Genomic DNA, 22,297 nt, shown 5'->3' with positions numbered 1-22,297 from the left:
TTGTTCTACAGAGTTAATTATACTAAAAGCCTCTTTTTTTGTCGAGGTTTGCTCGACGCGGCAATGCTCTTGATGAGCAAAAACAGTGCTGCGGCCAATTAAGCAGTTCCTGGATATTGAGCCGTTATTTCTAAGGGCAAATCCGTGTGGTCCACAATGTCGTGCAGCACAGCCAGGGTGGTGCGACCCCGCAATTGGCTTTCCGGCTTTAAGATCATCCGGTGGGCCAGGGTCAGGGGCACCAACTTTTTAATATCATCAGGGATAACGTAATCCCGGCCCTGGATAGCGGCCAGGGCCTGGCTGGTTTTGTAAAGGGCCAAACTGCCGCGCGGGCTGGCCCCCAGGGCCAGGTCGGGATGGTTGCGGGTGGCCTGGATAAGCCGCAGAATATAATCTTCTAATGAAGCCTCAACGTGTATTTGGGCAACCTGCTGGCTGAAGGTCAACAAATCCGGCCCAGGGACTACCGGGGCCAAACTTTCCACCGGATGCGCCTGGCGTTGACTTTTAATAATTTGAGCCTCATCGGCCTGGGCCGGGTAACCAATAGATAAACGCATCAGAAAACGGTCAAGTTGGGCTTCGGGCAAAGGGAATGTGCCTTCAAACTCAATGGGATTTTGGGTGGCCAGCACCAAAAAGGGCCGGGGCAACAGGCGGGTTTTGCCATCAATGCTCACCTGGCGTTCCTGCATGGCCTCCAACAACGCCGACTGGGTGCGCGGCGTGGCCCGGTTGATTTCGTCGGCCAGCAGGATATTGACAAAGAGCGGGCCGGGGCGAAACTCAAACTGGCCCTCGTGCTGCAAAAAAACAGAAACGCCGGTGATGTCGTTGGGCAGCAAATCCGGGGTGCATTGCAAACGGTTAAAATCAACGCCCAGACTAATGGCAATACTGCGAGCCAGCATGGTTTTGCCGGTGCCGGGCACATCTTCTAACAAAACGTGGCCCTGGCACAACATGGCTACCAACAATAGTTCAATCTGTTCTCGCTTGCCAATAATTACTTTTTCCACATTGGCAATAATTTTTGCGGTGAAATTCACAAGGTCGGTGGTCATAGTAATTTTCCTGGTTCTCGAAACATTATACCACAGGTTGAACGGCTAAGGCTATCAGAAAGTAGTCCCAGGGTTAGTGAGCAGGCTCAACGCTCTCCAAAGTTTATTCTTGCGTTGGCAGGGTATCGGATTGATCCCGTTTTGACCGGCGGCGGCGTAACGCGCGCGCCCGGTCTTTTAAGGTTTGGAAGGAATCGGACTCAACAATCTTGTCCACATCTCTTTGCCGCCTGGCCTCGTCAATCTCAATCCGCAGTTGCCGAATTTCCTGGCGCAGGCGCTGTTCACGGCTGTAGGCTTCAAGGGCGGCCACGGCCAGCGAGGAGAAAGACTCCATCATCTGCTGAATATTCTGGTCAAAAGGAATAATCTGGCCGGTTTCACGGTCTTGCGCATTGATCAGTTGCAACACCCCAATCACCTGATCTTCGCTGTTTTTCAGGGGCAAAGCCAGGTGAGAAATAGAGCGGTAATTACCGGCCCGGCCAAAAACCTCGGTACTGGAAAACTCAAATCCTTCAATATGGCCGGCATCGGGGATATTGAGCGTTTGGCCAGACAGAGCCACGTGGGTAGCAATGGTATTTTGGTTTGGTTGGCCCGCTTCATCATAGAGGGGCAACGGGGTCAGCAATTGGGTAAAAGTGACCTCTTTGCCGGTGGCGCCGCCCATGGCCATATTCAGGGGGTCATTGCGCACAATCACAAATTCCAAACGGTTATCTGGGGTACGCAGGTAGAGCACCCCGGCCTGGGCGTGGCAGAATGATTTGGCCTCTAACAACATTGTTTCCAGCAGGCGGTTGTAATCTTTTTCCGAAGCTAACTGCACCCCAATAGGAATCACCACTTCCAGCAGGTCGTCGGCGCGTTGCTTCTCCATTCTAACCTCAAGCAACGTTTGCCGCAGGCGGCCGGTCATATCATTGAAGGTGTGGGCCAAAACGCCAATTTCGTCTCTGGATTCTACCTCGGCCTGCGCTTCCAGGTCGCCGGTTCTGATCCGGTTGGACACATCGGTCAGGCGTCGAACCGGGCCGGCAATATTTCCTCTAAAAATAAAGGCCAGGCCCACCCCCAAAATAAGCGCCACCACACCAATAACCAGAGCCTGAACATTAGCCGTCGTCAGGCTTGATTTACCGGCGGTCAGGTCCATTTCAAGCAACTCGATTTCAGCCTGGGTCATGTCAGACAGCATATTCTGCATTTGCTCCACCAGGGGCACGGCCTGCGCGCTAAAGAGATAAAGGTCTTCACGCCAGCGTTCGCTTTCTAACAAGTCAAAAATTTCATCAGGTAAGTTTAAAAATTCCTCGCGGTTTTTCTGAATTCCATCCAGTAAGGTTTGTTGGCTGAGGCTTAAGGAGTCGCGGTTATTGAATAATCTATCCCAGGCAAATTCATTGGCGGCCAGGTTGCCCTCGTATTCCATCCGATAGATCCGGTTGCGCGTGGTGGCGTAACCGCGCAACGCGGAAAACATTGAGGCAAAGGTACCTTGAAATTGAGCCATATCGCCCAGCAAAGCCATATTTGCCGCCGAGGCTTCTCGCTGCGCTTGCGTTTCGATCATGCTGTTCATATCAATGAGAATGTTACCGGCCAACGAAGAGCCATCGGTGGCCAGCAGGCGATAGGCCGGTTCTCGTTCTAATTGGTCGTTGCGCAGTTCAAACAGCGTTTCCGGCAACGCCCGCCACTCAACAAAGGCGGCCTGGAGTTGTTTCAGGCGTTGTTGATTGGCGGAGCTGAGCAGGTTCGAGATGTTCTCCAGTTCTGCCAGATTAATGGCAAAGGCTTGCTCGGCTTCTTCATAACTGGCGCGATATTTTTCATCGCCCAAAACCAAATAGCTCCAGGCCTCGCTTTGCATTCTAAACAGATTGGTTTGGGCGCGGGCTGCGGCCAACGTGGAAGGAAAACGCACATCACTGGTGCGGGTGATTGTTTCGGTAGCCGGCACACTACCCAGGTAATTGAACACAACAATCAACAGGGTCAGGACGACCAAAATACCAAAACCAATCAGCAGCCTGACCCCGATGCTCAAGTTTTTGAAAAATTTAACTCCCGGCAAGTTTTCTAAACGCCGGGAAGTTGTTACGGTTTCTGTAGCTTGCATTGTCATAATAAACCTTCTTTCCGCTCTTTGTAACTTATTGGGGTAGGCTGCGCCAATCCTTGATATTCCACGTTTCAGAATCCCAGGGGGTGGGATCAAACCCTGCCAGGTTACGGCTGACGGCTGAAATTCGGGCGAAGCGAACGATGGGAATGGTCACAACTTCTTCAGAAAGCATATCGTTCATTTGGATAAAAAGTTCACGCCGTTTGTCGGGATCAAGTTCGGTGCTTGCTTGCTCATAAAGGGCGTCGTATTCTGGATTGCACCAGCGGCGGAAATTAAAACCGGAATAACCGTTTGCTTTTTGCGGGATTTGGGCGCACGTCCAATATTGCAAAAATAGGCCGGGGTCGGGGCTAATGGCCGTCCAATCTGATTCTTGCAGATCAGCCAGAAAACGGCCGTTATGGCCAGGATGGCTCATATCGCTGCCGTAAAAAATGCTAATTGGCGTGAAATCTATTTTGACATCTACCCCTATAGAGCGTAAATCCTTCTGAACAATACGTTGGGTTTCTTGGTGTATCTCGTTTTCAAAGGTTTGGTACAATACGCTTAATTTTTGACCATCCTTGTCGCGGATGCCGTCGCCATCGCTATCTACCCAACCCGCTTCAGCCAATAAGGCGGCCGCCTTGGCCAGGTCAAAGTCATAAAACGTCCGGTTCGACTTGAACTGCGGCGGCGAAACTAAAATGTGCTCTGTTGGTTCGCCGCTCAGGCCATACAAGGCCAAAATAGAGGGGCGATCAATGGCATGCGCAAAAGCCTGCCGCACGGTGAGGTCGCTAAAAGCCGGATGCGGGAATTGTAGACTGGAACGTTCGCCGTCTTCGGTTTCTTTATTGGGATCGGTGAAGTTCAATTCAATTTGGTCAACGGTTGAACCAAAATTAGCCACCACCCGGCTAACACTATTTGCTTCTAATTTTTCTAAATCCTCTGTGGAAATAGTCAAATTCCAGGCGTAATCAACATCGCCGCTTTGTAAGGCTAACCGGGCCGCTTCCGTGGCGGTGCCGCCGCCCCTCACTTCCAGTTTACTAAAGTAGGGTTTGTCTTCCTCTCTAAAGTAGGGATTTGGTTCAAAAACTGTTTTGTTGGTATTGACCAATTCCGTGCCCAAAAATAAAATCTCTTGGGGTTTGATACCCGGCGGGAGAACACGATAGGGGCCGGTGCCGACAGGTTCCAGGTTGGCCGGCGCTTGGCGGGCGTTAGATCCATTGTAAGCCTCAAATTTATGTTTGGGTAGAATCAGCCCATTGTACCCCACAAAAGGTTCCGACCAGGTCGGCGTCTCTTTGGTGAAATTAACTTTAATGGTGTAGTCGTCAATAATTTCTACGTTATCCACTGCCTCATAACTGAGCGAGGTTGTGGAACCCACGTCTGGATTAACGATATACTGATAGGTAAAAAGAACGTCCTCCGCCGTAAAAGGTTCGCCGTCGGACCATAAAACCCCCTGTTTTAGCTTCCAGGTCACCGAACGGCCATCTTTAGCCACCTCTCCATTTTCAATGGAAGGGATTTCGGCGGCCAAAAACGGCACAAGCTGGCCCTCTTTGTCAAAACTGGCTAACGGCTCATAAACAATCCGGCTAACTTCTGCGTCTTTTACAGAAGTAGACAAATGGGGATTGAGGATCGTTGGCGCGTCCCAATACAACATCCGCAACGTTCCTCCCTTGCCACGTTCTGTTGGTTTAACTGTAGGCAAAGGGGTCGGTTCAACCAACGCTTCTTCAGGGGTAGAAACCTGGCCAGTACATCCCAACAGAAACAATAGCAAGATACCAACATACAAAACAGGATGACGATAACTTTTAGCCAATTCTGTTCTCCCTTCTTAATACAATTCACGCCGAGTTATGGCAAAAATCCGGTCTCAAGCCAATAAGAAAAATAGGTTGACAATAGCGCTTGATCTACCGGTGGGCAAACGAGGCCCGTACCGGCCAATCTTTCTTCTACATTTCGGGAGTCATACCGGGGTTCTTTATCTAGCGTATACATCTCAACAATGGTCGTTTTCTCCAGGGTAGACACCGGCTCCAAAAAAATCGGCAAAAGCGAATAGAGGGCATGGTTAGAATCATGCCGGCTCAATTTGAGCAGCTCAATTTGCCAGGACGCATAAGAATCTGCTTGCACTGAATAACCCAGCCTTTGAATTAGATTACAAAATTCTGTTGTAGAAAGCAAATGCGGCGAGTTTAGATGAAAGACATTTGCGCCGGAATTGGCCTGCCGCGACAGGTAAACAATGGCTTGACTCACATAATCCACCGGCGTCAAATGCCAGGCCCCGTCGGGCACAGGCATGCGGCCCAATTGCAGGCAAACCTTGATCAGCCTGGACAAATAATCCCCTGTTTTCCAGACCCCGGTAGCGCTGTGGCCAACAATTGAGCCGGGCCGGTAAACGGAAACCGGCACTCCCCGGGCCCGGGCGATAGACACCAACTGTTCAGCCACCCATTTACTGCGGCAATATCCGTTGAAAAGGGTATCGCTGTGTTGCAGCTCGTCCGTTTCGTAAACAACGCCTCCCTTAAAATAATCCACCGCCGAAAAAACCGCCAGGGTTGAAACGTAATGAACAGGAATCGTTTTGTCTTGAACGGCCAGGCGTAAAATTTCTTGGAGTCCCAGGACATTAATGGGTTTGAGTTTATGGTAGGGATAGACCAGGTTGGTGTAGGCCGCACAGTGATAAATAAGGTCAATTTGACGGGCTAATTGGGCAAATTGTGGCGGCGATAAGCCCAAACACGGCTCAGCCAAATTACCGGCAACAGGCTTGATCCGGGGTTTGAATTTTTCTTCCCACAGCCGGCATATCTCGAGATTAGTTTGAATCCGCCGGTAACCGTCCTCCACATTGTCAGCCCGAACCAGGCAATAAATATCGGCCTGGGTTTGCCGCAAAAGTTCAAAAAGAAGAAACGCGCCCAAAAAGCCGGTCGCGCCGGTCAGAAAAATCGAAACGGGCGCGGCAGCGTCCGCGGGGGCCGTCGCCACGCCAGGCGTTTTGGGTTGAATAGCAGCGTCGAGAACGGCCTCTGCTTCCAGATCAACCTCACGGCCAATAATGTTGGCATGGTTACGAATAGCCCGGATGGTTTCGGCCAATCCGGCGACGGTAGCCCCTTGAAAGAACTCGCGGATGGGCAAATCTATCTGAAACATTTGCCGCACCCGGAGGATGAGTTGGGTGACCAGCAGTGAATGTCCGCCCAATTCAAAAAAGTCGTCATAAACGCCCACATTTTTCAGGCCAAGTGTCTCGGCCCAGATGTTAGCCAACAACTTTTCAACCGGGCTGCGGGGAGCGACGTAATTTTTTGGCTCGGCGGAAATGGCTTCAGGAACGGGCAAGGCGCGTTGGTCAATTTTACCGCTGGCGCCCAAAGGAAAAGCATCGAGCGGCACAAAAACTGAAGGGAGCATATAATCCGGGAGATATTGCGCCAGGTAATGGCGCAACTCGTTGGCCGATAGAGACGAATGTTGCTGAAATACCACGTAGGCCGCCAGCCGACTGTCGCTCTCGTTATCCTCCCGGAGCATGACAACTGCCTGTTTGATGGCCTGGTGCCGGTTTAACAGGGCCTCGATTTCACCCAATTCAATGCGAAAACCGCGCAATTTAACCTGATGATCAAGGCGGTCCAGATATTCAATGTTGCCGTCCGGCCAATAGCGGGCGATGTCGCCGGTTTTGTATAGACGCGCGCCAGGTCGGTCAGAAAAAGGATGGGGGATGAATTTTTCGGCGGTTAAGTCGGGCCGGTTCAGATAACCGCGCGCCAGGCCGCCGCCAATGTGTAACTCGCCCGGCGCTCCTACCGGCAGAGGTTGTAGTTGCGCATCCAGGATATAAGTTTGCAAATTGGCAATAGGACGGCCAATTGCCGCCGCGTTTTGCTTTAATTCACGGTCACAGAGCCAAAAGGTGGCATCTATGGTGGCTTCGGTAGGGCCATAGGTGTTGTATAAATCTATTGAAAATTGTTGGTAGAATTTTTTTATGAATTCAAGCGGCAAGGGTTCGCCGCCGGGAATAACATACTTGAGCGAACGGCATTTTTTGAAGTCACGTTCTTCTAACAGAACACCCAACAAGGAGGGGACTAACTGCAAAGTGGTAATCCCCTGTTCCATAATCACTTTAACCAGGTAATGGCTGTCTTTATGCCCATCGGGTTGAGCCAGCACTAAACGCGCCCCATTGAACAGGGGGGCGAAAAACTCACATACCGAAGCGTCGAAACTGAAAGGGCTGCTTTGCAAAACGGCGTCGCCTTCAGTGAGGGGGAACGCATCTTGCATCCAAAACATATGATTACACCCTGTGTGGTGGGTAATGAGCGTTCCTTTGGGCTTGCCCGTAGACCCCGAAGTATAAATCACATAAGCCAAATTTTCGTCCGTGACCCCACTGGCAGGATTGGCCGTATCTTCCGGCGTTATGTCGGGCCAGCCGGTATCCAGGCAAATAACCTGCGCCGTAAGTTCCGGCAGGGTTTTCAGGAGGTGGGCTTGAGTCAGCAAGACCGGCGTTTGGATGTCGTTTAACATGAAGGCCAAACGTTCTTTAGGATAAGCGGGGTCCAGCGGCACATACGCCCCGCCGGCTTTGAGAATCCCCAACAAACCCACAACCATTTCCAAAGAACGGGTCATGTAAATCCCCACCAGCGTCTCCGGCCCGACGCCCAGTTTTTGCAGCCGGCGCGCTAACTGGTTGGATTTGTCGTTCAACTCCTGATAGCTGAGTTGTTGATCGGCCTGTCTTTCGGAATCAAGGGCGGGCAAGACAACGGCGATGTTATCAGGCGTGCGTTCAACCTGCGCTTCAAATAACTGATGTAAACATTTGTCGCGCGGATAAAAGACCGCCGTATCGTTCCACTCAACCAAAATTTGCCGCCGTTCCGCGTCCGTTAACAGGGGCAAAAGGGAGATGCTTTGATGCGGGTCGGTCACAATTCCGGCCAAAAGCGTCTGGAGATGCCCGGCCATCCGGGCAATAGCCTCCTCGCTAAACAGACCGGCGCTATATTCAAAGGAACCAACCAGCCCGGCTGCGCTTTCAAACATTTCCAATGAGAGGTCAAATTTGGTGGTGTCATTGTCTATCATGCGCAAAGGCGTGGCAGTCAGGCCCGGCAGGCGCAACAAACCGCCAAACTCGCCGGTGGGCGGCTGCAGCACAAACATTACCTGAAATAACGGCTGCCGGTTCAAATCCCGCTCCGGGTGAAGTTCGGCCACTAATTTGTCAAAAGGCGTATCTTGATACGTTTGGGCCTCTAAAGTGACCTCTCGCACCCGGCGCAATAACTCCAAAAAGTTTGGCTGGCCGGATAAGTCGGTGCGAAAGACAAGGGTGTTGACAAAAAAACCGATCAAGTTTTCGACTTCGCGCCGCATGCGATTGGCGCCGGGCACGCCCACCAGAATGTCAGCCTGGCCGCTGTAACGGTGCAGCAAAACCTTGAACGCAGCCAACAGAGTCATAAACAGCGTGACATTTTGTTCCTGGCTTATTTTTTTCAAACTCTCGGTGAGCGCTTGAGATAAGCCAAATTCATATTTTTCCCCCCTAAATCGCTGCTCGGTAGAGCGAGGATAGCCGGCGGGTAGTTGCATAACGGGTAATTCGCCGCCGAGTTTTTTCCGCCAATAGGCCAAGCCCTGCGTCCCGGCTTCGGCAAAATGCTGCCTTTCCCAGGCGGCAAAATCGGCAAATTGGATGGGCAACTCCGGGAGCGCCTCAGCCGTCCCGTCTCCTGTGCGGGCCTGGTACAGGGTAGATAGTTCATGGCAAAAGCGGTCCATAGACCAACCATCAAAGATGATGTGGTGGAAATTGAAATATAAAATATGTTCTTGGTTGGCCAGGCGGAACAACTTGGTTCGCAGCAGCGGCCCCTGGGCCAGGTCGAAAGGTCGCCGGGCATCCTCGGCCATCCATTGCTCCGCTTCGGCCGGCGTACAATCAACAACCGCCAATTGGTAATCCGTTGCTGCCTGGATAACCTGAACAGGATACTCGCCCTCAATATCAAACGTGGTGCGCAAGCTTTGGTGACGGCGGATGAGTGCCCGCAGACTTTGTTCCAGGGCCTCGCGGTCAAGCGGGCCGCTTAAACGGGCGGCCAGGGGGATATTATAGGCGCAGCTTTCAGGCTGCAATTGTTGAAGAAACCAAAGCCGCTCTTGCCCAAACGACAACGGAAGCAGCTTATCTCGTGAGACAGGTTGAATCGGCGACGTATCCGTAAGAGCAACTGTTTCGGCCTGGCGCAGGAAGGCGAGAATTTCCGGCTTGCGCCGGCCAAGTTCGGCGCGCAGTTCAGGCGTCAACGCGCCGGCGGGGGCGCTGTAGCGCAAGTTGTCGTTGTCGGCCCAAAGCTTTATATCTAAAGCGCGTAAATGGGATAAAAATTCTACAACATTCATAAAACGCCTTCTTCGCGTTTGCCTTCAAGCATTTCCTGGGCGGTTTGAGCAATCCAGCGAAAAGTTTCGATGTGTTGGGCCAGGTTGGCAATGGTGGGGGCTTCAAACAGGCTGCGCAGGGGGATTTCCACGTTAAAGGCGTCTCTAAGTTGGGAGAGCATTTGCGTGGCCAGCAGGGAGTGGCCGCCTAACTTAAAAAAGTTATCATTCACGCCCACCTGTTCCACGTCCAAAATCTGGCTCCAAATATCGGCCAACTGCTGCTCCAAGGCATTACGGGGGGCCAGATAGGCTTCGGCCCGCGCGTCTTGCTCCAGATCAAGGGCCGGGAGAGCCTGGCGGTCAACCTTGCCGTTGCCGGTCAAGGGCAGGGCGCTGATAGAGACCAGCCGGGAGGGCAGCATATATTTGGGCAGCCTGGCCTGCAAAAAGCTTTTCAGTTCATTGAGCAGGGGGTCTGTTGATTGAGTCTGCAAGGCCGGCACAAAGTAAGCCACCAGGCGTTTATCACCCTGCGCGTTTTCGCGGATAACCACCACGGTATCTTGCACCGCGGGATGTTGTTTTAATGTTGTTTCGATTTCGCCGGGTTCAATGCGGTAGCCGCGGATTTTAAGCTGGTGGTCAAGCCGGCCCAAAAATTCAAGGTTGCCGTCGGGCAGGTAGCGGGCCAGATCCCCGGTTTTATAAACCCGCCTGAACTCCGGCGCGTCCGGCAATTCCGGCAGGTCTAATTGAATAAATTGGGCCGCCGTTAAATCGGGGCGATGCAGATAGCCCCGCGCCACGCCGTGGCCGCCGATGTAGAGTTCGCCGGGCACGCCGACCGGCACGGGCTGGAGGCGGCGGTCTAAAACGTAAAGTTGGGTATTGGCAATGGGGCGGCCAATGGGCACTACGCCGCTCGCCGCCGTATCAGGCGGCACTTCGTAAACGCAGCAGCCGACCACGGTTTCGGTGGGGCCGTATTCATTGACCAGCCGGGTGGCGGGGGCGTTTTGCTGCCAAAAGGCCAGGTGTTCCGCCCGCAGCGCCTCGCCGCCAATTACCAGACAATGAGCTTTTCCGGCCACTTTGTCGGCCGGAAGCGTCTGGCTGAGAGCGTCCAGATGCGCCGGAGTGATCTTGACCAGGCTGAAGTTGTCTTTGAGCCGCAGAATGGTGCTGAGCGCCTCGCTGCCCTGATCGTGCAACAGCGTTACAGTGCGACCGGCCAAAAGGGGCAAGAGCAGGCCGGTAATGGTCAGGTCAAAGCTGATAGAAGAATGAACCGGCGCGCCCCGGCCCTGGGCCACCCGGTAGGCGGTCACGGCCCAGCACAAATAGTTGGTCAGGCCCCGGTGCAGAATGGCGGCGCCTTTGGGCTGCCCGGTTGAGCCGGAGGTATAGATGACGTAGGCCAGGTGGTCGAGGGTGACGGTTTCCGCTAAATTTTCGGCGCTATGGCGAGCAATAGTGGGCCAGTCGGCATCCAGGCAAATCATGTGGGCCGGGCCGGGATTTAAGCGGTCAACCAGATGGTCCTGCGTGACCAACACGGCGGCCTGGCTGTCTTGCAACATAAAGCGCAAACGTTCCGGCGGATAGTTGGGGTCCAAAGGCAGGTAAGCCCCGCCGGCCTTAAGAATACCCCATAAACCCACCATCATCTCCGGGCAACGTTCGGCGCACAGGCCAACCAGGGTTTCCGGGCCAACGCCCAACGTTTGCAGATAATGGGCCAATTGGTTGCTGCGCCGGTTCAATTGGGCATAAGTTAGTTGCTCGCCTTCCTGCTCTACCGCCATCTGATCCGGCGACAGGGATACCTGACGCTCAAACAAACGATGCGCCGGCAGTTGGGGATAATCGGCCTGGGTATCGTTCCAGGCCAGCAGGATTTGGCGGCGCTCGGCGGCGGTCAATAAGGGCAACTTCCAGAGAGGCGCTTCCGGCCGGGCGATAAGCCCGCGCAGGAACGTGACAAATTGGCTCACCAGCCGGGCCACGGCGTCATCGCTCAGAACGTGCGGGTTGTAAAACCATTGACTGGCGGCGTTGTCCGGCGAAACAACAACGGCCAGGGCTATGTTTGGGGGCGGTTGGTAAGCGGGCGGATGATCCACCTGGGTAATGAGAACGGACATGGCCGGCAGCCGTTTGAGCTGGGGATACCGGGCCACCACATCGCGGGCATAGGTGAGCCGCCGGGTGGTCAAATCTAGCTCTGCCCGGATGGCTTGCTGATTTTCGGCAAAAGTGGACTCCAGGTTGAGCTTTAGGGAGAGGGGCACGGAGGCGGCAAAAAAGGCGTCGAATTCAGCCCGGGCGCGGGGTTGGAAAGCAAGAGCAAACGCCGCCGTATCGCTCAAACGGGCCAGGTAGGCGATGAAGGCGCTGGTTAAAAAGTCATCATTTTGACCGGCCAAAAAAGGTTCAATTTCTTCCGGCAAAGATAGAGGGCGGCTGGTAAATTCCCCCAGTTGAGCAGCCGCCGGGTTGGCGTAAGGCAAGGCCACCGGTTGCAGGCCAGCCAACCTTTTCACCCAAAATGACTCATGTTTGCAAATCTGGTTATTTTGAGCGGTAAGCCGATCGGCAGCGTCGGGGGCCAGGTCGTCGAGTTTGCGGCCGGGCTGCAAGTCAAATTGTTGGGCAAATTCGGCCAGGGGCAGGGGTTGGCCGTCAACGGTCAACAACTCTTGCAAAACAACCTCGTGGGTAGCCGTGGCAATGGTCAGGGTTCGGTTGTCCATTTGGGTAATAGTGCCGGGCAAAGCGTCACTTTGGGAGGCAAGTTTTTTCAGGTTGGAGAGAAGGACAAACTCACCGCCCACCGCGACTTTGGGCAAACCCAGGTGGTTTGGATAGTCGCCAAAGGTCAGGGCGCGCACCAGGGCGTCAATTTGCTCGGCGGGCTGCTGCCACGAAATAACGCCGCCGGCCGGGGGGCGTTTGTACAGGGGAAAATAGCTGCGTTGGGTTAAGTCTTGGGGCGTTGGCTTTGCCCGGTGGTGGGCCAGGTCGTCCACGAGTTCCCGGAAAGCGCGGATGGCGGCTTCGTAACACTTGGTATTGAGGGTAAGGGCGGTTTCAGTTGGGGCAATGTCAACCAGGCGCTGTTTGAGAATAGCGCCGGCGTCAATTTGTTCGGTCATAATATGCCAGGTGATGCCGTGTATTTTTTCCCGGTTCATAATCGCCCACGAGGTGGCATACATTCCGGCGTATTTGGGCAGGGGGGCGTCGTGATAGTTGATGGCGTATTGCTCCGGCAGGGTTAATGTTTTTGCCGGGAGAACGTAACTGTTGACAACGCTAAATAAATAATCAAAAGGTTGCTGCCCCAGCAGAGCCGGCAAATCGGCCGTGGGTTGATAAGCGGGCAGGTTATGGCTAACGGCCCATTGGTTCAGGGTAGGGTCTGCGGAGATGACGCCGTAAATGTCAAATTCAGCCTGCAAAAGGATAGTGGCGCACTGGATAGGCAGCGTGCCCTCGCCGATGATAAAACAACGCAACTTCTTCATTGGTCAAACTTATCAAACAATTTGTGCAGTTCGCGGGGTTTGGCCCGGGTCAGCTCAACCACCTGGTCATTCATTTCGCGCAGGCGTTGGCTCAACACATTGATCAATTCCAGGGACATATCGGGGTACTGGCGGGCCAGGGCAATCAGCGGCTCGCGGCGCAGGCGTAAGGTCAGGGTATCTTGAAGAGCGATGGCCGAACTGGCATACGGGCTGTTATCAAACAAATTCATTTCGCCAAAATAGGAGTGGGCGTCAATGGTGGACAGGCGGGCAAAGGAGCCTTTCCGTTTGCCTTCTTTTTCAATGGCCACTTTGCCGCTGACCACCACGTATAGGGTGCCTCCGGTTTCTCCTTCGTTAAAAATAGGGGTGCCCTGTTCAAACAGCTCTTCTTCGCAAACATTGGCCAGCGTTCTGAGTTGGTCAATGGTCATGCCTTGAAAGAAGGGCACTTTTTTTAGAAAAATCACTTTTTCAATGGTCGAGAGCATAAACTCCTCCTCATTGACCACAACTTCACGTTGCGCATCTTTGACCAGGCGATTGACCATTATGGCTGCCAGGTGGACTTCGGCAACGTCCAGGCCGGTCATCATCCGTTTGGCCGAGCGAGCGGCCATGCGCACATCGGCTTCAGGGTCGGTTAAGGCTGTTTCGATGATATGGTTGATCTTTTCTATTTCCAGGGGCGGCAGCTTTGGGCCGACCCCACCGGGGGCGCTGACCGGCGGGCCAGAAGTTTCCACCGGTTGCGCTTCGGTTTTGGCTGTCTCGCCGGTGAGAGCGGCAAACACATCGGGCATGCGCTTGCGGCGGGAACGTTGAGATTGGCTTTCTGCTTCGGTTTTGTCGCCAAGAAGATCAAGAATATCCGGCGGTCGCCGGCGCCGCGCCTTTGGTTTTTCTGCCGTTGTCTGATCCTGCGTTGAAACACCGCCAACCAGGTCTGTTAGCCGCTGCGCCGGCGGCCCTGTTGGCGGCGTAGCCGCCTCATCAACAGCTTCGGGCTGCATCATGGCCCCGGCCATTTCCCCCAGGGCAAAAACCATTATAGCCCGCAGCCAGCTATCGTTTGTTTGGGTAAAGAGTTCTATCACTTGGGTAGCTGTGGGAGGGTCCATTTCCCAGGTTTCGGCGCTGAGGTCCAACATGTAAGCCGGTTCAATGTCTGGATCGTAAAGCGGGCTAATCAACCGGGCCGTTTGGGGGGTAGTAAGCGATTCTAACGCTTCGATGGCATTGGCCCGCATCAGGGCATCTTCACTGCGCAACGACTCGGTAATAATTTTGATGGCATCACCGCCGTGCAGGGCCGAGAGCAGGTAAAAGATTTCAGCAAGTAAATGCCGGTTTTGTTCCCGCAGGGTACTTTGTAAAACCACAATACTGGTATGATGGGCGAAAGGCGCCAGCGCAGCCAAATAGCCGTGCTGGCGGTAGATGGCCAACAGGTTGCCGGTAAGATGGGGCAGGATAAGCGCCCCGTGCTCATTTTTGTCAATCCGGGTGAGGATAACGGCCGCAGTTTTGCGTAAGTTTGGATCAGGCGAATCCAGCAGGGGGTGAATAACAGGGATTACGGATTTGCCCACCTGAACCATCATTTCAATGGCTGCCAGGCGAACCTGGGAGCTGGCGTCATTGAGCGCGTTTACCAAAATGGGGTGCGCTTCTCGTTTGGCCAAACGGCTATACACCACCAGGGTAGCCTGCCGAATCCGCTCAACCGGGTCTTTGACCAAAGGATTAATTTGCTGAATGACGATGTCGGCCAATTGTTCGGTCAATTGATTTTCCGATACTTTTTCCACCGCCAACATAGCCTGTAAGCGGACTTCGTCGGCGGGGTCGGAAAGATGGGGGGTCAGGTTAAAAACCGATTTGGTGACCCCACTCAGGCTACGAGAGGTTTGAACATAGGCCACCCGGCCCTGAATCAAAACGCCCCTGGCCCGGCGGTGGGGATTCTCGTTGGCCAGAAGCTGGGCCAGCGTTTGCCCGGCTGCGGGAAAAGCGTAAAAATTCTCGGCGCGAGTCAGGCTTGAAAGAATTTGGGTTTGCACTTCTAAATCGGGGTCGGCAAGCATGGGCAAGGCCATGTTCAAAAATTGGGGGCTTTCCAGGCCAAACAAACCTTCCAAGCCCAACAGGGCGGCCTGTTTCAGCCGGCCGTTGGGATCGGCCAATAAATCAGTATAGAGCTGCCGCACTTCGTTGCCCCCAATATCGGCGGCAACGATGACGTCAATAATGCCGGCCTGGGTTTCGGGGTCGGTTGCAGTTCTGGCCGCATTCACCAGAATTTTTGTGGCTTCACTACCCCCTATTTGACCGATAAGATTGGCCATAAAGATGGTGAATTGCGGGTCGTCGCTTTCTGCCAGCCGCTGCTGTAGCAATTTAAGGGTGGTTGGATCGGCCACGCTGAACTCCGAACCCCGTTGTAACAACAAGAAGGAGTAGTTTTCCTGTTCCAGCATTTTCAGCAGGGCCTGGCTATAGAACTTACGAACAATCAAGGTGCCGCCCAGATAGGCCACCGCCAAAACGCCAATGAGAACAATGATGAGCCATGCCAGCGTGGGCATAAAAATGATAAATAAAAGCAGGAGCAAACCGCCAAGCAACGACCCGGCCGGCGAAAGTAGGCCGTTTATAAAAGCGCGCACCCGGCCTTTGACTCGCGCGGAAACGGCGTTGTAGAGCAAACCCTCGATGGGATATTGAAAGGCCAGTTGAAAATCGCCGCGATTGACATAAGCGGCGGCAGCCGTAAACCAACCGGGGCGCACAATAAGCCCGGCGCACACGGCCAAATTGCCTACCGGAAAAATCAGGCTGGCATTGCCCAAACCCAAAAAACCGATGATGCGGCTAAGGCCAAACAGCAGGATAGGCACCACAAAAAAGTTAGCAATCGCGCTCAAACCGGCCAAAAAAGCGGCAAATTCCGCGGCGTTGTCGTATTCGCGCAATAGGAGTTCTGTGGACCTATACTCCAGCAAGGCCAGCAGGGCCATCAGTAATAAAGTGCTGATAGCCATCCACAGCAAAAAAGTTGATTGGGTAGTGTAACGAAAACCCTCTTTTACATTATCAAGGTACGAGGGCTGCTGTTGTAAACTCCCGGCGCCAACCGGTGTTTTGGCGCCGGCCTGGCGGCCTTGTAGAATGTAGGGCAGCAGCCAAACAACGGCCATCATCGCCAGATGGGTCAACAACCAGGCCCCAATAATACCCTGGGGGTTATTGGAAAACAGACGGTTCAAAGCGGGCATAATCAGCCCGGCCACAATCCCACCCACCCGATAACCGGCGTTGATAATGGGCAAGGTACGTTTGGCCGTTTGAGTATTAAAAAAGTTATTAAAATAGGTGGTTTGGTGAGGATTGATGACGGCAATGGTGGCAAAACCCAGGAGATAGAGAAAGGGATAAGCCACAGCCGGCAGGTTTAGCCGCAGCATAAGCAAACCCAGGATAATCCCGCCAACCTCAATAACAAAAATAAGGTTGTGTAATTTATCGTCGGCCAGGCGGTCTACAAAGGGGGCGTAGGCAGCGCTGGCTACAATGGAGAGAATGGCCACCAGGCTGATAATCCAGGGCAGCGTTTCCAGGCCGTTTTTTTCGCTTAAAAAACCGGCATAGGTGATGGTAGTGCCCCACACAAAACCCACGCTGCTCAAGGTAGCTATCAAAAACAATAGCGACACCAGGGGCCATTCACCGGGGCGAATGTTAAATAATCGGTCAAAAAAACGCGCGCTTTTTTGAAAAATCTGCATTTTGGAAGGCTTCAAAAAAAGAAGGCTGGTTCAAATCGGATGTGTCAAATAATAGTGTACCAAACTCTGATAATATCTTCAAGTAAGAGAGGCGCTATCATCGGGTGAGGAAACGTACGGCGAAGCAACAACTTTTTTGCCCGCAGGCAAAAAAGCTAACCACAACAGCCCAAATGTTTAAATAAGCGGGGATGAGGCGTTACTCTTTATCCTCATCAACAACATTGTCCAGATTAGACCAAAAATCCGACGTCAGGCGGCCACGTTTGCGGGCAAATTGGGCTTTGTACCACAATTCGTTTTTAACTTCAACGGTGCGCACATAGCCCTTCTCTACCAACTCGGCCAGCATTTTTCGCGCTTCCGGGGGCGTTTGGCCTAATTCCTCGGCTATCTGCGTTAGTTTCATGCCGTTGTGACGGACAATTTTTTTAATAACCGAAGCCAGCGCCGGGGGCAAATCCAACAGGTCAGAAGGAGAAATGCCTTCCTGTCGCTCGCGCGAATCAAGCTCATCCTGTAAGCGATTAAAAAGGCCCATTAGTAAATCTCCGGCATTGGAATAGGCTCGGGCTGGGGCTTGCAAGTGCCGCACCACAACACATCAGACACCACGATTGTTTTTGGCGTATGGTGCTCGCCCACGTAAACGGATAGAATAATGGGCATCTTGCTGTAGTGATCTTCGCAAACGCCTCTGCCGCAAAACTTGCAGACCCCCCTGGCCGGTTTATCACATTTATGACAAAGCATGTTGGCATCCAGTAAAAAAGATTTGCAAGAAACAACTAACTGGCCATTACCTGTTCGGCAATCTGCACAATGGTTTGACTCCACTCGTGATCAGGTTCACGCAAAGAGAAAAGATCGGCACTGGACAGACGCGCCACATCGGTAGAGAGGGGCAGCACCCCCGCCACCGGCGTGCTGTAGGTATCCTGGACCTGTTTGGCCAGCGCCTTAAAATCATACTCCGGCAGGGCCTTATTGATCACCAGGAAAAGGTTGGGAATATCCAGTTTCCGGGATACATCCACCGTCACCGCCGTCCCCTGAATATCCTGGCGGTCGGGGCGCATGATCAAAAGCAGAACGTCGGAAATGGCAATTGACAGCAACGTTTCTTCGTTCAGGCCGGGGTGGGTGTCAATAAAGAAATAATCCAGGTTAAGATTTTCAATCGCGTCCTGGAAACCATCACTCAACATGCCCACGTCATAGCCTTCGCGCAGCACCTTGGCGATCTCGTTTGGTTTGATGGAGGAGGGAATGAGATATAGAGTGCCCTGGGGCAAACCGGTCCCGCCATCGGGCATTTTGAGTTTGGCTCCCACGTCATAAACAGCCGCCTCAATACTACATTTACCCCACAGGTAATCGTTGAGCGACAAACCCACATCGTCTTCTTCCATTCCAAAAAGAACGTGAATGCCCGGCGACTGGATGTCGGTATCCACAATCGCCACGCGATTGCCGCGCAGAGCCACCTGGGCCGCGATGTTGGCCGTTGTATTGGATTTACCTGTACCACCACGGAATGAGTGAATAGATACTATTTTTGACACCGAAGTCTCCTTAATATTATTTAACGTAAACCAACCACCCTTATTAGCCTACTGCAACATGCGCTTTTTTGCAAATATTTCGCTGCTACTTAACGCTGTTCAGGCCAGCGCCCGGCCCAAAACCCCGTTAGTAAACTGGCGCAGCCACACTTTATATTCGGTCAAGGCCTGGCCCGTGGACAATGTTTGAACCAACGATTCCAACGCTTCTTGCGCCGGCTTTTCGGCCAGCGGCAGGGCGGTTTGGGCTATTTGCAGCGCGGCGTCTGTTTGACCACCCTGGGCCAGCAGCCAGGCCCTGGCCCCTGCCGCCCAGGGACGCAGGGGTGGCTCAAATTCGGTTTGTTCCAGGCGGGCCAGATCGCCGGATAACACGGCCTGTTTACCCAAAGCGTCGGCGCTGCCCAACTCAATAGCCTGGCTATAAGCAGCCACCGCCGCCGCGTAATCTCCCTGTAGAGCCAGGGCATCCGCCCGGCCCTCGGCGGCCCGCAGTTGCGTAGCCGGGGATACCCCGGATAACTTCAACACCTGGTCATAATACTCAATGGCCCCGGTGTATACTCCCCGTTCTCGCGCTTTGTCTCCGGCCCGGCAGCCATATTCCGCGGCCTTTTTTACCTCTGAGCCGCGCAAATAATGATAAGCGATCAATTCCAGCGACGTTTCCGGCTTGTTGTTAACCAACCAATCACCGGCCTGGGTATGCCAGGTTTGTCGCTGCGAGTAGGAAAGCGTTTCATAGATGGTTTCGTGCATCAAGGGATGGGTAAAACGATAACCGGTTTCCCCCACCCCGGCCACAAACGCAGTTTTAACGGTTTCCTCCAACGCAGCCAACACTTCCGACTCGTTCACCCCTTTTTGATATAAACTCAACAACGCTTCGCCGGTAAAGGACGAGCCAAGCACGGCCGCCCGTTTGAGCACGTCCTGCTGCGCCATTGGCAACTCTTCAAAACGGGCCAGCAATACCTCGTGCAGCGATAGCGGCAGGGTGGGCACCTGGCCCGACCACCGTATCTCTCCGGTGTCCCGGTCACAGAGGATGGCGCCCGATTCCTGTAAAGCCTGGCCCAAGGCTTCAACATACAGGGGAATGCCGCCGGCTCGCTCGCAAATCCATTGGGCCAGGGCATCGTCGCCGATGTGTCCATTGAGTGCTCTTTCGGCAATCTGAATAACCGCGTCGCCGGCCAGGGGGGGCAATGGCAACGGCGACACATTGGCTCCGGCCAGCGGCTCGCGCCCGGTCAAAACCAACAAACAGGCCATTTGTTTAATTTGCCGCAATAAATCGTTGAGCAAAATAAATGATTCGTTATCCAGCCATTGCGCATCTTCCAAAATAACCACCAAAGGTTGTTTTTCTGTTAATCTGGCTAAAAGTTTAATGATCACCCGCGGGCCGCTCACTCGCTCTGCCAGCTGCTGCCACACCGTTGGGCGTTCGGTTGGCTTTCGCACCGCGGTAGCATCATCGGGCGCCAGCCTGCTTTTGAGTAAAGCTTCCAACGTGGCGGGAGAAGAACCTGGCGCCGGTCTTGTCTGAACCCGGCCGCTTAAAGTGGCCGCCAGTGAAGCTTCTTTCCGGGGAGAAGAGCCAGTCTGCCGCTTTTTTGACGATTCAACCGCAGGCAAGCCTAACAAATCGGCCAAAGCATATTCCAAGGCCGGCAGATCCAACCGGGTCAAGGCTTCGGCCAGGCGAATACGCTGCTCGGCGGGGTTGGCGTTTTCATCAAGATCAAGCCAACCGGCCACCAAATCAAGCCAGGGAAAGAGAGGGATATATTTGCCATGTGGCTGGCAACGGCCCATCAGCACCTTCAACCCGCGCCCCTGCGCCACCGCCGCCAGGTCGGCCATCAACGAAGTTTTGCCAACGCCGGTCTCGCCGCTGACCATCCAGGCCTGGCCCCCGCTTTTTGCTGCCAGGGCGTCCACCGCTTCGGCCAGCCGCTTTTGCTCAGACTCGCGGCCCACCAGCGGGCGTTCCAGGGGCAACAAGCGCGTGCCGCGCCGCATTTTACGCACATCAACAATTACCACCGGCCCTTCTATGCCCTTCAGCTTGATTGCGGGCAGTTGTTCGCCCACAAAAGCGGCCTGGGTATCGGCCCAGATGTCGGCGTCCAGAATCACCTGACCAAATTGGGCTTTGCTCATCAGGCGGGCGGCTCGATTTACGGCCGGCCCGGCGGTCACGGCCTCGCGGCGATAGGTAGCCCCAATTTCGCCCGTAAAAACCAGGCCGTGGGTAATGCCGCCTCGCTGTTGCAGCGGCGGGTCCAGATTGAATTCACGGTTCACCTGTTCCAGGGCGCGGGCCAGTTGCAACGCCGCCGAAACAGCATAACGTTTGGTGCCTTCGTGCGCCCGCGGCGCGCCATAGGTATTGAGCAAGGTAAAACCTTTGGCATAAGTGTCAACCTGGCTAATCACGCCCTCGTGCCGGTTGACAATTTCCTGGGCCTGGACAAAATAACGCTGAAAAGCGACCGTGACTATTTCTGGCCCTTGATTTACGGCCAAATCTTCCAGGCCATACACGTTAATAAACTGCACCGCCACCGGGCGGAACTCCGACTCAAGCTGGCGCTGGCGACCGGCGTTGACCAAACGGGCCAGGATGTCTTCGGCCAAAAATGGGGCCAACTGCTCAACCCGCTGCAAACTGGCTTCCAGCGTTTCCAGCACTTCGGTGATGGTCAACCCCAAAATGGCCGATCCACCCACCTTGCGGGTGGGCAAGGAAATTTCATAATCGCCCAGGGCCTCGCCCAGGTTATCAATCACTACCGGCCCGGTCAGGGTAAAACGATCCCGGATAACGGCCTGCGCCTTTGGCCCGGCAATCACCTGGCCCGGTTCGCCCAGGCCCTCGGCAGCGGTGGCTTCGGCCGTAGCCGGGCCGCTGACCAATAATTCCATCCGGTGGGGGGAACCAACCACCCCGGCGTAGGCCAGGCCGCGTTCAACCCCAATACTCATGGTCAGGCTGCAAGGGCCATATTCGGTGTCGAAGGAGGCAAAGGGGACAATGGCCCGCTCCATGCGTAAAGCGGCCCGGGTGGCTTGAAAAACGTCGTTGGCATGCTCCTGCCGGGGAAAATAGGCCAGCACCGCATCTCCGGCAAAAATCAAAAGGTCGCCCCCGGAAGCGGTAAGCGGCTCCAGGATGCTGCTAAAGAGACGATTCATGATTTGATTCATGATTTCGCGGCCCCGGGTATGTCCCTGTTTAGACAACAACTCCGTTAAGGCCGTAAAGCCGGTAACGTCGGCAAAAACAAACGTGCCCTCTAAAAGTTCGCCATAGGCCTGGCCGGGGGTGGGGTCAAGTTCAAGCAGATAATGGGGGGTGTAGTCTAGCAGCACCCGATAGAGGGGGTCCAGGGAGCGGGTGGCATCAACCAATTTAAGCGCAATCTGGCGCTGCGCTCTTCTATCGTCAAATTGATCAAGCTCTGCCGGCAATTCTCTTAAACGGTTGAACAAATTAGCGGGCAGGTAACGGGCTAAACGGGGTAAAAGCGCGACCCAACGTTGGGAGTTGGTTGGAGATGCGGTCATGGCTCAATCCACATTGAATAATTCTGGCTTAACTTATTTAAGTTTACCAGTGGGTGAGGGCCTTGTCAATATGGCCGGGGCTGATATAAAATTAGAAGTTAGAACTCGACTTTTGCAGTGACATAAGATTTAACATTAACAAGAAAATATGGGATAATAAAGGTCAAGCTAATCGGTATTCAAATGC

The 22,297-nt window shown here is 53.9% G+C and carries 9 protein-coding genes; all 9 read right to left on the bottom strand.

Annotation, left to right across the window (positions count from 1 at the left end; genetic code table 11):
* Positions 1-98: 98 nt before the first annotated feature.
* Positions 99-1,067 (bottom strand): MoxR family ATPase, encoded by a 969-nt coding sequence (locus JW953_11000; GenBank protein MBN1993222.1) that lies wholly within the window; start codon positions 1,065-1,067, stop codon positions 99-101.
* A gap of 103 nt (positions 1,068-1,170) precedes the next feature.
* The gene (locus JW953_10995) at positions 1,171-3,198 is read right to left on the bottom strand and encodes a HAMP domain-containing protein (protein MBN1993221.1); all 2,028 of its coding nucleotides are present in this window, start codon (positions 3,196-3,198) and stop codon (positions 1,171-1,173) included.
* 28 nt (positions 3,199-3,226) lie between these two features.
* Complete coding sequence (locus tag JW953_10990; GenBank protein MBN1993220.1) at positions 3,227-5,005, bottom strand: peptide ABC transporter substrate-binding protein; 1,779 nt, start codon at positions 5,003-5,005, stop codon at positions 3,227-3,229.
* 62 nt (positions 5,006-5,067) lie between these two features.
* Positions 5,068-9,669 (bottom strand): amino acid adenylation domain-containing protein, encoded by a 4,602-nt coding sequence (locus JW953_10985; protein ID MBN1993219.1) that lies wholly within the window; start codon positions 9,667-9,669, stop codon positions 5,068-5,070.
* The gene (locus JW953_10980) at positions 9,666-13,178 is read right to left on the bottom strand and encodes an amino acid adenylation domain-containing protein (GenBank protein MBN1993218.1); all 3,513 of its coding nucleotides are present in this window, start codon (positions 13,176-13,178) and stop codon (positions 9,666-9,668) included. The genes JW953_10985 and JW953_10980 overlap by 4 nt, the downstream gene beginning before the upstream one ends.
* Positions 13,175-16,969: a HEAT repeat domain-containing protein gene (locus JW953_10975; protein ID MBN1993217.1), complete on the bottom strand. Its 3,795-nt coding sequence runs from the start codon at positions 16,967-16,969 to the stop codon at positions 13,175-13,177. The genes JW953_10980 and JW953_10975 overlap by 4 nt, the downstream gene beginning before the upstream one ends.
* A 199-nt stretch (positions 16,970-17,168) precedes the next feature.
* The gene (locus JW953_10970; protein ID MBN1993216.1) at positions 17,169-17,510 is read right to left on the bottom strand and encodes a helix-turn-helix domain-containing protein; all 342 of its coding nucleotides are present in this window, start codon (positions 17,508-17,510) and stop codon (positions 17,169-17,171) included.
* Positions 17,511-17,757: 247 nt separating this feature from the next.
* Positions 17,758-18,534, bottom strand: coding sequence for a MinD/ParA family protein (locus JW953_10965; protein MBN1993215.1), 777 nt, complete (start codon positions 18,532-18,534; stop codon positions 17,758-17,760).
* A gap of 99 nt (positions 18,535-18,633) precedes the next feature.
* The gene (locus JW953_10960) at positions 18,634-22,110 is read right to left on the bottom strand and encodes an AAA family ATPase (protein MBN1993214.1); all 3,477 of its coding nucleotides are present in this window, start codon (positions 22,108-22,110) and stop codon (positions 18,634-18,636) included.
* Positions 22,111-22,297 lie beyond the last annotated feature (187 nt).

Source organism: Anaerolineae bacterium (assembly GCA_016931895.1).
Lineage (GTDB): Bacteria > Chloroflexota > Anaerolineae > 4572-78 > J111 > JAFGNV01.
This window is presented reverse-complemented; position numbering and strand designations above follow the sequence as displayed.

Bases quoted from the DNA above. Each gene is read 5' to 3' on its own strand.
- JW953_10970 (MBN1993216.1), bottom strand. From the start codon at position 17,510: ATGGGCCTTTTTAATCGCTTACAGGATGAGCTTGATTCGCGCGAGCGA.
- JW953_10960 (MBN1993214.1), bottom strand. From the start codon at position 22,110: ATGACCGCATCTCCAACCAACTCCCAACGTTGGGTCGCGCTTTTACCC.
- JW953_11000 (MBN1993222.1), bottom strand. From the start codon at position 1,067: ATGACCACCGACCTTGTGAATTTCACCGCAAAAATTATTGCCAATGTG.
- JW953_10985 (MBN1993219.1), bottom strand. From the start codon at position 9,669: ATGAATGTTGTAGAATTTTTATCCCATTTACGCGCTTTAGATATAAAG.
- JW953_10980 (MBN1993218.1), bottom strand. From the start codon at position 13,178: ATGAAGAAGTTGCGTTGTTTTATCATCGGCGAGGGCACGCTGCCTATC.
- JW953_10975 (MBN1993217.1), bottom strand. From the start codon at position 16,969: ATGCAGATTTTTCAAAAAAGCGCGCGTTTTTTTGACCGATTATTTAAC.
- JW953_10995 (MBN1993221.1), bottom strand. From the start codon at position 3,198: ATGACAATGCAAGCTACAGAAACCGTAACAACTTCCCGGCGTTTAGAA.